Here is a 12,296-nt window from a genome sequence, read left to right as displayed (position 1 = left end):
CACCCCCCGCGCCCCCCCCCCCCCCCCCCCCCCCCCCCCCCCCCCCCCCGGGGGGCGGGGGGCGGCCCCCCCCCGCCCCCCCCCCCCCCCCACGGCGATGTTTCACGTGAAACGGCGGCTCAGCGGCCGTAGCGGCGTTCGCGCAGCGAGTAGGAGCGCAGGGCGCGCAGGAAGTCGATCTCGCGGAAGTCCGGCCAGTAGGTCTCGCAGAAGTGGACCTCGGCGTAGGCGGACTGCCAGAGCAGGAATCCGGAGAGGCGCTGCTCCCCGGAGGTGCGGATGATGAGGTCGGACTCGGACCGCGTCTTGGAGTACAGGTGCTTGGAGATGTGCTCCATGGTGAAGGTCTCGATGAACTCGTCGATGTCCCCGCCCTGCGAGCTGTGCTCGGTCAGGGCCGAGCGCACGGCGTCGACGATCTCGCGACGGCCCCCGTAGCCCACGGCGACGTCGACCTTGGTGCCGCCCTTGCGGCCCTGGGTGGCGGCGGTGGCGGTCTTGAGCCTTCCGGCGGACTCGGCGGGCAGCAGGTCCAGGGCGCCGACCGCTTCCACGCGCCAGGGGTTGCCGGGGGCAGCGAGCCGCTCGACGACTTCGGCGATGATGTCGATCAGCGGGTTCAGCTGGTCCTCGGGCCGGTGCAGGTTGTCGTCGGAGAGCATGAAGAGGGTGACGTGCTCGATCTGCGCGGAGTCGCACCAGCGCAGGAAGTCCAGCACCTTCGCTCCGCCGGCCCGGTAGCCCTCTCGCGGGTCGTCTATGCCCGACATCTTGGCCCAGCGGCGGTTGCCGTCGAGCATGATGCCGATGTGCTGGGGGCGTGGGCGTCCCTCCAACTCCTTGACCAGGCGCTTCATATACAGCGCGTCGAGAGCGGCCCGTACCTTCGCCCGCATGCTCTACCCCTTCCACCTCGTCGGTAGCGACCGGACGCCTCCGACGGCGATGAGCCACGTGGCACCGGCCCGCCGGGGTGTGGTGGTGGTGCCCTGTGGGGTGACGATATCAAGAGCAGACAGCACCTCCCCGGTGCCGAGCGACGGCCGTCCGTGGGCCCGTTCCCTTCGGGCCGCGTGAGCCGTGCGGCCGTTTCCCGTGGTCAACTGGGCCTTTCCGTGCGGTCGTTGGTGATCGTCCGAATCGGTTGCCCACCGGCGGCCGGGGTGCGCGGGTGCGGTCGGTGAGGAACGTCTCCGCACCCCCGGGGCGGATATCGGGCGAAACACCCTCAGAGGGCGCGCCGACGGCGGTCCAGGGTGGCGGGTCCCGGGCTGGTCACCCTACTGCCGGCGTTCACCAGCTGATCCCCGCGGCCACCGGCAGATGGTCGCTGCCCGTGGCCGGCAGTGTCCACGAGCGGTCCGTCCGTACGCCCCTGACCAGGATCTGGTCGATCCGTACCACCGGGAAGCCGGCCGGATAGCTGAAGCCGAATCCGTCCCCGGCCTGCTCCTGGGCCGAGGCCATCCGCGAGGTGATGCCGTCGAGGGCGCCGTCGTCCACGGTGCCGTTCAGGTCGCCGAGCAGCACCGTCCGCTCGTTCTCCTCGGCGGCGACGGCCTCGGCGAGCGCCTGCGCGTTGCGGTCGCGGCTGCCCGTCCAGAAGCCGGTGCGGGGCAGCACGCGCACGGACCCCAGGTGGGCGACGTAGACCGCGAGCGGCCCCTGGTCCGTGGCCACCGTGGTGCGCAGGGCCCGGGTGGAGGCGAGCTTGACGTCGTCCGGCTTGGTGTCCGCCAGCGGCCCGTAGTCGATCCTGGTGTCGACCGGCGCGGTGCCGGACAGCGGCAGCCTGCTCCACAGTCCGACCGTGCCCTGCACCGTGTGGTGGGGATAGGCGTCCGCGAGTTCCTTCTCGTACGTGGCCCGGTCGCGCTCGGTCAGCTCCTCGAGGGCCAGCAGGTCCGCGCCGGAGGCGGCCAGGTCACGGGCGGTGCCCGCCGGGTCGGGGTTGGCGGCGCCGACGTTGTGGCTGACCACGGTGAGGTCGCTGACGCCCGGGCGGGACTTGTCGGCGATCATGCCGCCGAAGAGGCTCGTCCACGCCACGCACGGAACCAGCAAGGCGACGGTCGCGGTCGCGGAGCGCCGCAGCAGCGCCGCGACCAGGAGAACCGGTACGCCCAGGCCGAGCCACGGCAGGAAGGTCTCCACGAGACTGCCGAGTCCGGCCCGGTCCGTGACCAGCGCGTGCAGCGGCATGACCAGGCCGAGCAGCACGGCCAGGGCGGCGAGGACCCGGCCGCGTCGCCAGGGCCCCGGGCGGGAGAGGGCGCGGGCCACCCGTCGCAGGAGCACGCGCAGGCTCCCGGAGCCGGGCTCCGGGCGGGCGGGTCCGCCCTGGCCGGTCGCCGCCGTGTCCACCTGCGTCATGGGCCGCCCTCGCTCACCGTGCGTGTCACTCGTCTTCACATCGAATGCGCTGGTCACCGCTGTGTCCGCGGGTCCTGCGCGGGGTTGTCGTACAGGGCCGGGCAGCCGTGCGCGGCGGCCTCGGGGCGCAGCTCGTAGTGCCAGGGCTCGTTGGCGTAGGTCTGGCAGAGTCCGTACGCGCTGCCGTTGCGGGAGAGCCAGGCCGTCGCGTCGGAGCCCCCGAGGTCGACGGCGTCTCCCGACACGTGGGCGGAGGTCTCCGGAGCGGCCACCCACTTCGCGGCCTCCTCCTGGGAGCCGTACTCGTCGACCGCCTCGTCGAGGAGCTGTGTCTGGTAGTCCGCGGAGCGCCAGCCGCTGTTGACGCGGAACGCCCGGACGCCGTCGTCCTCGGCGTCGGCCGCCGCCCGCCGCAGGGCCGCGAGGAGCGCCGGCTCGAGGCGGGTGACGGCCGGGACGTCCGTGTCAAGAACGGTCGTGCCGTCGGGGACGACACCGTCCTCCTCGTCGATCACGCCGGGGGGCTCCACGGGCCGTGCCTCACCGGGTGACGCGGTCGGGGACATGGGCGGCGACGGGGACGCCAGCGCCTGGCAGCCGAGGGCGGCGATGATCAGGGCGGCCACCGGCAGACCGGTCTTGAGGACGTCGGTGCGCCGGTGGGGCCTCTTGTGTGCGGATGCGTCGCGAGTCATGCCCCCAGACAAGGGAACGCGGTGTTGCCGCCGCGTACGCGGTTTTCGATACGCCGACGACATGCGCCGGCTCCTAGCATCGGAGCATGCGAGTGCTGATCGTCGAGGACGAGCCGTACATGGCGGAAGCCATCCGCGACGCACTGCGGCTGGCGGCGATCGCCGCCGACATCGCGGGGGACGGCGACACCGCTCTGGAGCTGCTCGGTGTGAACACGTACGACATCGCCGTCCTCGACCGCGACATCCCCGGCCCCTCCGGCGACGAGGTCGCCCGGCGCATCGTCGACTCCGGCAGCGGCATGCCGATCCTCATGCTCACCGCCGCCGCCCGGCTCGACGACAAGGCCTCCGGGTTCGAGCTGGGCGCCGACGACTACCTCACCAAGCCCTTCGAGCTGCGGGAGCTGGTGCTCCGGCTCCGGGCCCTCGACCGCAGGCGCGCGCACAGCCGGCCCCCGGTGCGGGAGATCGCGGGGCTGCGGCTCGACCCGTTCCGCAGGGAGGTGTACCGGGACGGCCGTTTCGTCGCGCTCACCAGGAAGCAGTTCGCCGTGCTCGAGGTACTCGTCGCCGCCGAGGGCGGGGTGATCAGCGCCGAGGAGCTGCTGGAACGGGCGTGGGACGAGCACGCCGACCCGTTCACCAACGCCGTACGGATCACCGTCTCGGCGCTGCGCAAGCGGCTCGGGCAGCCCTGGGTCATCGCCACCGTGCCCGGCGTCGGCTACCGCATCGACGTACGGCGGGACGCGGCGGACGCGCCGGACGTCGCGGGCGAGGGAGCGGGCCGTGGATAGGGAGGGCGGGCCGAGCGTCCGGCTCAAGCTCACCCTCAGCTACACCGGCTTCCTGATGCTGGCCGGCGCCCTGATGCTCGCGGCCGGGTGGCTGTTCCTGACGCGGGTGTCGCACGTCGGGCTCGTCTTCCAGCCCGAGTACCAGCTCTCGGTCGCGCGCGACTTCGCTCCGATGGCGGCGGTCACGATGGCGTTCCTGCTGGTGTTCGGTCTCGCGGGAGGGTGGTTCCTGGCCGGCCGCATCCTGGCCCCGCTGAACCGCATCACGGAGGCCACCCGCACGGCGGCGGGCGGATCGCTCTCGCACCGCGTCCGGCTGCCGGGCCGTCAGGACGAGTTCCGCGAACTCGCCGACGCCTTCGACACCATGCTCGGGCGGCTCGAAGCGCACGTCGCCGAGCAGCGGAGATTCGCGGCCAACGCCTCGCACGAGCTGCGCACCCCGCTCGCGATCTCGAAGTCGCTGCTCGACGTGGCCCGCGCCGACCCGGACCGCGACACCGGTGAACTGGTGGACCGCCTGCACGCCGTCAACACTCGGGCGATCGACCTGACCGAGGCGCTGCTCCTGCTCAGCCGTGCCGAGCAGCGTTCCTTCGCGCGGGAGCGCGTCGACCTGTCGCTCCTGGCGGAAGAGGCCACCGAAACGCTCCTGCCCCTCGCGGAGGGGCGCGGCGTCACCCTCGAGACCAGCGGCGACCTCACGCCGGCGACGGGTTCACCGTCGCTCCTGCTGCAGCTGACCATGAACCTCGTGCACAACGCGATCGTCCACAACCTGCCGGAACGGGGCACCGTCCACGTCACCACCGCCGTCCGCCCCAGGACAGTGGCGCTCACGGTCGAGAACACCGGCGACCAGGTCACCCCCGAGCTGGCCTCGACGCTCACCGAACCGTTCCAGCGCGGCACCGAACGCGTCCACACCGATCATGCGGGCGTCGGCCTCGGCCTCGCGATCGTCAGCACCATCGCGCAGGCCCACGACGGCACCCTCACCCTGACCCCCCGCCCCACGGGCGGCCTCAGCGTCACGGTGGAACTGCCGGCGGCGCCCCGAGCCGCCGGACGGCCGTGAAGGCCGAGCGCCCGCGGCACGCGAAAAGCCCCTCCGAACCACGTTTCCGCAGTTCGGAGGGGCTTTCATCGGTGGAGCCTAGGGGAGTCGAACCCCTGACATCTGCCATGCAAAGACAGCGCTCTACCAACTGAGCTAAGGCCCCTCGGGAGGCGGCGCCGGTCGCTTCGGGCGGGCCGACGGTCACCGCGGACAAGAGTACCGGGTCGCGCCCCGGATCTCACAAATGATTGGGGCTCCCGGGGAACGACCACGCTCCGTAAGATGCTCGGCGTGGTTCGCTGGAGCGAACTGCGGTTCTTGGGGAAGCGATGGGGAGACGCAATGGACGCCGCACAGCAGGAAGCCACCGCGAGAGCGCGGGAACTGCAGCGGAACTGGTACGGGGAGCCGTTGGGGGCGCTCTTCCGTAGGCTCATCGACGATCTTGGTCTCAATCAGGCTCGTCTCGCGGGGGTACTGGGACTGTCGGCACCGATGCTCTCGCAGCTGATGAGCGGTCAGCGGGCGAAGATCGGCAATCCCGCCGTGGTGCAGCGGGTGCAGCTGCTGCAGGACCTGGCGGGGCAGGTCGCGGACGGCAGTGTGAGCGCGGCCGAGGCGACGGAGCGCATGGACGAGATCAAGAAGTCGCAGGGGGGTTCGGTGCTCAACAACACCACGCAGACGACGAGCAGTTCGGGTGCGCCCACGGTCAAGCGGGTGGTCCGCGAGATCCAGTCGCTGCTGCGCTCGGTGGCGGCCGCCGGGGACATCATCGACGCGGCGGACGCCCTGTCCTCCTCGCACCCGGAGCTGGCGGAGTTCCTGCGGGTGTACGGAGCGGGCCGCACCTCGGACGCGGTCGCGCACTACCAGTCCCACCAGAACTGATCCCGGGGTCCGGCCGCCGCAGGGGGGTCGCGGCCGGACCCGGGAGTGGCGCGAGGGGAGGAGCGGCACACAGCCATGGGTGAGGTCTTCGCCGGACGGTACGAGCTGGTCGACCCGATCGGCCGCGGCGGCGTCGGTGCCGTCTGGCGTGCGTGGGACCACCGCCGCCGACGGTATGTGGCCGCAAAGGTGCTCCAGCAGCGGGACGCGCACTCGCTGCTGCGGTTCGTCCGCGAGCAGGCGCTGCGCATCGATCATCCCCATGTGCTCGCGCCCGCGAGCTGGGCCGCCGACGACGACCAGGTCCTGTTCACGATGGACCTGGTCACCGGTGGCTCCCTGGTCCATCTGATCGGGGACTACGGCCCGCTGCCGCCCGCCTTCGTGTGCACGCTGATCGACCAGCTCCTCGCGGGCCTCGCGGCGGTCCACGCCGAGGACGTGGTCCACCGGGACATCAAGCCCGCCAACCTGCTCCTCGAGGCCACCGGCACGGGCCGGCCGCGGCTGAGGCTGTCCGATTTCGGCATCGCGATGCGGCTGGGTGAGCCGCGGCTGACCGAGACCAACCTCGTGGTGGGAACGCCCGGTTATCTCGCGCCGGAGCAGATGATGGGCGCGGAGCCGGACTTCGCCGCGGACCTGTTCGCGGTCGGCCTGGTCGCCCTGTACCTGCTGGAGGGGGCCAAGCCGGACGCCAAGGCGCTGGTCCAGCACTTCGCCGAGCACGGGACACCGGCCGCGCCGCAGGGGATACCCGAGCCGCTGTGGCAGGTCGTCGCGACGCTGGTGCAGCCGGATCCGCCGGCCCGGTTCCGTACGGCGACGGGGGCGCGCAAGGCGCTGGCCGCGGCGGCGGAGCTGCTGCCGGAGCCGGGACCCGACGACGAGCTGATCGAGATCTTCGACCAAGTCGGCCCGCTGCCCCCGGGGTTCGCCGCCGACGGTCCGCTGAAACGGGCGTCCGGACTGGACGACACCCCACCGGGAGCCCCGTCGGCGGACCCACCGGGAGGCCGCTCGACGACCCCACCGGGAGGCCCGCCGACGGACCCACCGGCCGACCCCCGCCGCCCGTCCGCCCCGGTCACGCCCCCGTCTCCGGCGTCGCCGACACCTTCTGGACCCGCGACTCCGCCGGCCTCCTCCACACCGTCGGCACCCCCCGAGCCGTCGTCCGCCATGTCGGAGACCGGCAGCTTCCACCTGCCGCCCCCGCAGCCGACCGTCACCTCCGCCGCGAGGGACGGAGCGCCGACGCCCGCCCCGCCTACCGGCCAGTACCCGCCCGAGTACCCGCCGCCGTACACCCCGCCGCCGCCCGCGCCGACCCTCGCACCGGCTCTCACGCCGCCCCCGTGGCAGACGCCCGACGACGCCCCCACCGCCTCGTACACCGCCCGCACCCCACAGGCCCCCGCGCAGCACCGGGCCACGCGACGGCGGCGCCGTCCAGGTCCCCCGGCGGCGGTGGCGGTGCCCGTGCTGCTCCTCGCGCTGGCCTGCTACGCGGTGGGTTTCTGGGCGCTGACCCGGATCTGAACCGGGCCGCTCCTCACCTCGCCCTGCGCCGGGCCGCCGCGGTCCACACCGTCAGGCCCGCCAGCAGCAGGCTGCCGGTGCCGATGCCGCCCACGGCGACCGCCTTCATGGCGAGGTCCTCGTCGTCCGGCGAGCCGCTCTCCGGCGCCGCCGCCCGGTCCTGGGCCGAGACGGCGAAGATCCCCTCGGGCCGCGACTCCCCCGCGTAGTCGGGCCCGCTCCGCGCGGTTCCCCTCAGCCCGACGCGGAGCGTCAGTCCGAAAGGCCCCTCGCCGAAGTCCTCGGCCACCTGCGCCGCCAGGTGCACGACGACGTAGTAGTCGCCGGCGAAGCGCACCGCGCCGACCTGCCCGCTCGTGGCGTACCGGTTGGGGTAGGCCACCGGCGGCAGGGCGGCGAGTCCGACGGTGGCGGGGCGGCCGGTATAGCCCTTGGCGGCGTCGTCGACCTCGCCGCGCACCGGGTTGTGCAGCGCCAGGCGCAGGGCACCGGTGGCGTAGCCGGAGGCCTCCCGGGCGCCGTCGAGTTCGGCGGTCGCGTGGATCTGGCGGCCCCAGTCCACCGGAACCTTGTAATAGAGGGTCTGTCCGGGCCGGATGCCGTCGCGCCAGGCGCCCGGTCCGAGGGGCGTGGCGTGGGCGAAGCCGTTACCGCCCGTGCGGGGCTCCGGCTCACCGGGTACGGCCTCGGGCGAGGCGGAGTCCCAGGCTTCCGGCGCCTCGGTCGCACCCGTCCGGGCGGGGCGGGGTTCGGTGGCGACGGTGAGTTCCAGGTCCCAGTCCTCGGGCGGGGAGTCCTGGGGCCTGGCCCGCTCGACGGTGACGTAGTAGGTGCCGGGCTCCTGGCACCGGTTGCCGCCGGGCGCGATCTCCCGCATGCCCCACGCGGTGACCGGGCGGGGGCTGTGCGCCGCGCCGAAGGTCGCGCTGTCGGAGGAGCAGGAGCCGCCCTCGGCGTCCTGCACGGAGACGCGGATGCCGTCGACGGCGGTGACCTCACCGGCGGAGCCGGGTACGGCGGTCACGGAGACGTAGGCGTCGGAGGCGGCGTCGAGGCCGAGGCGGTAATAGAGGGTGCCGTCGCGCGGCAGCGAGCTGCGGTACGTGGCCCCGGCCGTCAGCGCCGCGGCGTCCGAGGCGGCGTTCGTCCCCTCGACCCGAGGGGCGCCGTCGGCGAAGGCGTACCCCGGCGCGTCACCGGCCGCGACGGCGGCACCACCGGGGAGGGCGACGGCCGTGACGGTGGCGCAGGCGGTGGCCAGTACGGCGGTCACGACGGACAGCCGCCGCCCGGACGCCGTACGGCTCGCCCCTGCTGTAGGGCTCCCGGGCCCGGTACGCGACACGGGCGCCGCACGCCGACGGGGCGCACTCCGCCGTCCGGGCGCCGGGGCGGACGCGGGCGCGGCCGACTGCGGCCCCGCGCCCCCCGACCCGGCATGCCGCCAAGCCGTACACCACCGTCCCATGACCCGCCACCCCTCGCGCTCGCCGGCCCTCGCCGCCCGCCCCGAACGACCGTGCCCCATCCTGCCGCGCGCCCCGGCGCTTCCGCGCCCCCGCCCGGAGATCCGGGCAACAGAAAACCCCGACCGTTTGACGGCCGGGGTCTGCTCGGGACCGGATGTCGGTCTTGCTCAGGAACCCGTGGGCACGGAGTCAGTCGCCTCCGTCCACAGATCCTGCTCGGCGCGATCCGCCTGGATCTGGCGGTACACGAGGAGCCCGCCGATGGCGGCCAGTGCGACCAGGAGAAGCTTCTTCACCGCGCGACCTCGTCTTTCCTTGACGTAGGGGACCTCTGGCGCCCGACTATACACACCGGCCGATACCGATCGGTGACCTGCGTCGGCGGTCAACTGCCGTACGCCGAAGCCCTCCAGAAGCGGACGAACCCGTTCTGATCGGAGGGTGATCACACCCCTACGCGAGGTGACTTTTCGCCCGCCTCTCTCCCGTATTGGCATCTTTTCTGCACCCTTGCGGCCATTCGGGTTGTGTTCATCTGAACATCGACGCGCCACGGGCGTAGGTCCACCACTTCGCGATCCGCATACACATCATGAGGAAAGTACGCAAATCGCCCAACCTGAAAGTGAGGGGTTATGGCCCGGAACAAGGTCATGACGCTGTGGACCACCGTCGTCACCGCCTTCCTCGCGCTGTGCACGGCGCTCGGACTCATCACGACGACCGCCGCCGCGGCCGCGCCGCAGACCGGAACGCACAGCAAGAGCGAGAGCGCCTCCCCTGAGGCGGCACCCGCGACGGCGGTCCCCTGGTCCTGGTCCCGGGCCGGCTCCCTGCCCCCCACGATGAAGCAGCGCATCCGCGCCGAGGCACACGGCTCGGCCCCCAGTTGCCGGCACCGTCCGCTCAGCGACGCGACCGCCACGGCCACCGAGACCGCGACCGGCCTCCCCTGCGACGACACCGCGGGGTCACCGGCCCAGCACACCGCGCCGCTCCAACGCTGAGCGGGCCGAGGCGGCGCCCGGTTCGCACCGCGCCCGCCCCGCCCGACCCGACACAACGGCGATCTGCGTACCGCACCACACGCGAGAAACGGCCCGGCCGCTCGACAGAGCAGCCGGGCCGCCGCCATGTGTGGCCCCCCGGCCCACCAGCGCCCCTCCAACGCCCCCTAGCCTGTACGGCACTGCACTCCTGCGGAAAGGTGGTGAGTGCCGCCCGTGAGCCGGCGCATCGTCATCGTCACGGCCGTCCACGGCCCCTCGGCGCGCTACCTGCCGGAGGCCCACGCGTCTCTGGCCGCCCAGGAGTTGCCCGACGGCTGGGACTGGCGCTGGGTGATCCAGGAGGACGGCGGGACCCACGACGTCCGCCCGCACGTGCCCGACGACCCGCGCGTCGTCTTCCGCCAGGGCCGCGGGGACCGGCAGGCGGGCCCCGGCGTCGCCCGCACCATGGCCCTGGCCCACGCGGACGGCGAGTACGTGAAGGTCCTGGACGCCGACGACCGGCTCGCGCCGGGCACCCTGGCCCGCGACCTGACCGCGCTGGAGGCCGACCCGGGGCTCGGCTGGGCGACCTCACGGGCGCTGGACCTCCTGCCCGACGGCTCGACGGCCGGTTTCCCGGGCGACCCCGCGCACGGACCGATCGAACGCGGCGCGGTGCTCGACTTCTGGCGGGCCAACGGCTTCCGTGCCCAGGTCCATCCGGCGACGCTCCTCGTCAGGCGCGACCTGCTGCTCGCCCTCGGCGGCTGGATGGCCCTCCCGGCGTCCGAGGACACCGGCCTGCTGCTGGCCCTGAACTGCGTGAGCCGTGGGTGGTTCACCGAGGAGGTGGGCCTGCTCTACCGCAAGTGGGAGGGCCAGGTCACCGGCCAGGCGTCCCACGTGGACCCGGTCGAACGGGAGGCGAGGATGGCGGTGGTCGAGGCCAGGGCGCGGGCCCTGTCGTCCTTCGGCTGGCGTCCGCCGCACCGGACCCAGGGCGCGGACCTGCGGCGTTGACGCCGGTGACGGCCGCCCGCCCCGCCGCCGTGACGACGGCTCAGGGCAGCGTCTCGGCGTCCACCCGGGAGAAGACCAGGTCGCTCTCCCCCACGACCGGCCCCCGCCAGCGGACCGGTACACCGGGCTGGCCGCGCAGCGCCGCGGGGTAGCTGCCGGGCGCGTAGTCGTTGACCAGCCGGTAGACGTGGAATCCGGCGTCCCGCATAACCCCCAGCAGATCGTCGGCCGAGTCCCCCAGCAGCGCCATGCGTTCCGGCGTGACCTCGACACAGATCTCCGCGTCGGGCCGCAGGTCACCCAGCACCGGCGCCAGAGAGCGCACGACGCCGCCCTCCGCGCCCTCCACGTCGATCTTGATCACCCGTGCGCCGGCCAGCTCCGCCGGGTCGAGGAGTTCCGGCAGCGGCCGGGCCTCGGCCTCGAAGCCGGACTCCGCCGGGCCGTCGTACGGGACGATGCTGTTCGCGCCCGTGTTCCGTGAGCTGGCGAGCACGAAGTGCAGGGTCCTGCGGCGGTCGGACACGGCGGCGTCGAGCGCGCGGACGTTGTGCAGGCCGTTGAGCCGCACGTGCCCCACCAGGCGGCGGTGCAGGACGGGGGAGGCCTCGATGGCGACCACGTGGCCCTCCTCGCCGACGAGTCGAGCCGCGAGCACGCTGAAGACCCCGATGTTCGCCCCGACGTCCACGAAGCCGTCCCCCGGGCGCAGCCGGCGCCGCAGCCACGCCGTCAGGTGCGGCTCCCAGACGCCGAACAGGTACAGGTACCGCTGGATGAGGTCCTGTGTGTCCACGGCGAACAGGCCTCCGGAGCGCACCCGGACGACCCTGCGGCGGGGCCGCTCCCGCAGCCGCGCGTTCAGCCAGTGCGTGGTGAGCGCCGACTTCCCGAGGGTGCCGGGCGCATGGCGCACGTAGCGGGCGGCGAGGGTGACCAGGGCCTGGGACGGTGCCCCGGCAACGGACGCGCCCCGTTCCCCCCGGGGGCTCACTCGCCCGAGACGGTGATCGCCGCGGAGGGGCACCCCTCGATCGCCTCCCGCACCCGGTCCACGTCGATGTCGTGCTCCCGCCCGGGTATCACGGCGCCCAGACCGTCCACCTGGGTGAAGACGGACGGGGCCCGGTGGACGCAGTCACCGGAGCCGTAGCACTGCTCGGGGTCGACGGAGATCCTCATACGCGCTCCAGCGTCGGTCGGCTCGGGAACCTTCACGACGTGCCTGCCCGCGGATCACGGCGCCGAACCCGACCGGCTCGCCCGTGTGTTGACCCGGCGCCCGCGGAATCGGACAGCACACGCGCCGGCATGGTTTGGCACCGGTCCCTCCCCTCGTGGGGACCGGTGCCGAACCATGCCGGCGGTGTACTGCGGGTGGTACCGGAGCGGGTCGGGGAGGGCCGGGCCACCGAAAGCTGACCGAGAACGTGCGGCCTCGTGGGGTGGCTCCG

13 protein-coding genes and 1 tRNA gene are annotated in these 12,296 nt (G+C 73.4%); 6 read left to right on the top strand and 8 right to left on the bottom strand.

Annotated elements, in window-relative coordinates; translation table 11 throughout:
• Positions 1-119: 119 nt before the first annotated feature.
• From ACGF3J_RS15555 to ACGF3J_RS15545, 3 genes are all read right to left on the bottom strand, one after another.
• On the bottom strand, positions 120-896 hold the full coding sequence (locus ACGF3J_RS15555) for an isoprenyl transferase (RefSeq protein WP_122616579.1): 777 nt from the start codon (positions 894-896) through the stop codon (positions 120-122).
• Between the two features lie 397 nt (positions 897-1,293).
• Positions 1,294-2,373 carry an endonuclease/exonuclease/phosphatase family protein gene (locus tag ACGF3J_RS15550; RefSeq protein WP_161332017.1) on the bottom strand — a complete coding sequence of 360 codons (1,080 nt, stop codon included), beginning with the start codon at positions 2,371-2,373 and terminating at the stop codon, positions 1,294-1,296.
• Between the two features lie 53 nt (positions 2,374-2,426).
• Positions 2,427-3,068: a M15 family metallopeptidase gene (locus tag ACGF3J_RS15545; RefSeq protein WP_161332016.1), complete on the bottom strand. Its 642-nt coding sequence runs from the start codon at positions 3,066-3,068 to the stop codon at positions 2,427-2,429.
• A gap of 86 nt (positions 3,069-3,154) precedes the next feature.
• On the opposite strand from ACGF3J_RS15545, the gene ACGF3J_RS15540 reads away from it, so the two are divergent.
• Complete coding sequence (locus tag ACGF3J_RS15540) at positions 3,155-3,868, top strand: response regulator transcription factor (RefSeq protein WP_161332015.1); 714 nt, start codon at positions 3,155-3,157, stop codon at positions 3,866-3,868.
• On the top strand, positions 3,861-4,946 hold the full coding sequence (locus ACGF3J_RS15535) for a HAMP domain-containing sensor histidine kinase (RefSeq protein WP_346346305.1): 1,086 nt from the start codon (positions 3,861-3,863) through the stop codon (positions 4,944-4,946). The genes ACGF3J_RS15540 and ACGF3J_RS15535 overlap by 8 nt, the downstream gene beginning before the upstream one ends.
• A gap of 72 nt (positions 4,947-5,018) precedes the next feature.
• On the opposite strand, the gene ACGF3J_RS15530 is transcribed toward ACGF3J_RS15535, so the two are convergent.
• A tRNA-Ala gene (locus ACGF3J_RS15530) sits at positions 5,019-5,091 on the bottom strand.
• 179 nt (positions 5,092-5,270) lie between these two features.
• Here ACGF3J_RS15530 and ACGF3J_RS15525 point away from each other — a divergent pair.
• Positions 5,271-5,819 carry a DNA-binding protein gene (locus ACGF3J_RS15525; protein WP_114528355.1) on the top strand — a complete coding sequence of 183 codons (549 nt, stop codon included), beginning with the start codon at positions 5,271-5,273 and terminating at the stop codon, positions 5,817-5,819.
• A gap of 75 nt (positions 5,820-5,894) precedes the next feature.
• Positions 5,895-7,361 (top strand): protein kinase, encoded by a 1,467-nt coding sequence (locus ACGF3J_RS15520; RefSeq protein ID WP_161332014.1) that lies wholly within the window; start codon positions 5,895-5,897, stop codon positions 7,359-7,361.
• Between the two features lie 13 nt (positions 7,362-7,374).
• Here the strand turns inward: ACGF3J_RS15520 and ACGF3J_RS15515 are convergent, their stop codons facing one another.
• Both ACGF3J_RS15515 and ACGF3J_RS15510 read right to left on the bottom strand, forming a co-directional pair.
• Positions 7,375-8,889: a hypothetical protein gene (locus ACGF3J_RS15515; protein ID WP_393854204.1), complete on the bottom strand. Its 1,515-nt coding sequence runs from the start codon at positions 8,887-8,889 to the stop codon at positions 7,375-7,377.
• A 108-nt stretch (positions 8,890-8,997) separates the two neighbouring features.
• Positions 8,998-9,126: a DLW-39 family protein gene (locus ACGF3J_RS15510; protein WP_003999697.1), complete on the bottom strand. Its 129-nt coding sequence runs from the start codon at positions 9,124-9,126 to the stop codon at positions 8,998-9,000.
• A 339-nt stretch (positions 9,127-9,465) separates the two neighbouring features.
• Between ACGF3J_RS15510 and ACGF3J_RS15505 the strand changes: the two genes are divergently transcribed.
• Both ACGF3J_RS15505 and ACGF3J_RS15500 read left to right on the top strand, forming a co-directional pair.
• Positions 9,466-9,837 (top strand): DUF6344 domain-containing protein, encoded by a 372-nt coding sequence (locus tag ACGF3J_RS15505; RefSeq protein ID WP_161332012.1) that lies wholly within the window; start codon positions 9,466-9,468, stop codon positions 9,835-9,837.
• A gap of 216 nt (positions 9,838-10,053) precedes the next feature.
• On the top strand, positions 10,054-10,842 hold the full coding sequence (locus ACGF3J_RS15500; protein WP_161332011.1) for a glycosyltransferase family 2 protein: 789 nt from the start codon (positions 10,054-10,056) through the stop codon (positions 10,840-10,842).
• A gap of 40 nt (positions 10,843-10,882) precedes the next feature.
• Here ACGF3J_RS15500 and ACGF3J_RS15495 read toward each other — a convergent pair whose 3' ends face one another.
• On the bottom strand, positions 10,883-11,758 hold the full coding sequence (locus tag ACGF3J_RS15495; protein WP_161332049.1) for an FkbM family methyltransferase: 876 nt from the start codon (positions 11,756-11,758) through the stop codon (positions 10,883-10,885).
• A gap of 74 nt (positions 11,759-11,832) precedes the next feature.
• Positions 11,833-12,024, bottom strand: coding sequence for a ferredoxin (locus tag ACGF3J_RS15490; protein ID WP_161332010.1), 192 nt, complete (start codon positions 12,022-12,024; stop codon positions 11,833-11,835).
• Positions 12,025-12,296 lie beyond the last annotated feature (272 nt).

Source organism: Streptomyces sp. NPDC048171 (assembly GCF_043202655.1).
GTDB lineage: Bacteria > Actinomycetota > Actinomycetes > Streptomycetales > Streptomycetaceae > Streptomyces.
Note: the sequence above shows the minus strand (reverse complement) of the source record. Positions and strands in the feature narration are given on the sequence as shown.

Bases quoted from the DNA above. Each gene is read 5' to 3' on its own strand.
- ACGF3J_RS15555 (WP_122616579.1), bottom strand. From the start codon at position 896: ATGCGGGCGAAGGTACGGGCCGCTCTCGACGCGCTGTATATGAAGCGC.
- ACGF3J_RS15550 (WP_161332017.1), bottom strand. From the start codon at position 2,373: ATGACGCAGGTGGACACGGCGGCGACCGGCCAGGGCGGACCCGCCCGC.
- ACGF3J_RS15490 (WP_161332010.1), bottom strand. From the start codon at position 12,024: ATGAGGATCTCCGTCGACCCCGAGCAGTGCTACGGCTCCGGTGACTGC.
- ACGF3J_RS15520 (WP_161332014.1), top strand. From the start codon at position 5,895: ATGGGTGAGGTCTTCGCCGGACGGTACGAGCTGGTCGACCCGATCGGC.
- ACGF3J_RS15540 (WP_161332015.1), top strand. From the start codon at position 3,155: ATGCGAGTGCTGATCGTCGAGGACGAGCCGTACATGGCGGAAGCCATC.
- ACGF3J_RS15545 (WP_161332016.1), bottom strand. From the start codon at position 3,068: ATGACTCGCGACGCATCCGCACACAAGAGGCCCCACCGGCGCACCGAC.
- ACGF3J_RS15505 (WP_161332012.1), top strand. From the start codon at position 9,466: ATGGCCCGGAACAAGGTCATGACGCTGTGGACCACCGTCGTCACCGCC.
- ACGF3J_RS15515 (WP_393854204.1), bottom strand. From the start codon at position 8,889: ATGGGGCACGGTCGTTCGGGGCGGGCGGCGAGGGCCGGCGAGCGCGAG.
- ACGF3J_RS15525 (WP_114528355.1), top strand. From the start codon at position 5,271: ATGGACGCCGCACAGCAGGAAGCCACCGCGAGAGCGCGGGAACTGCAG.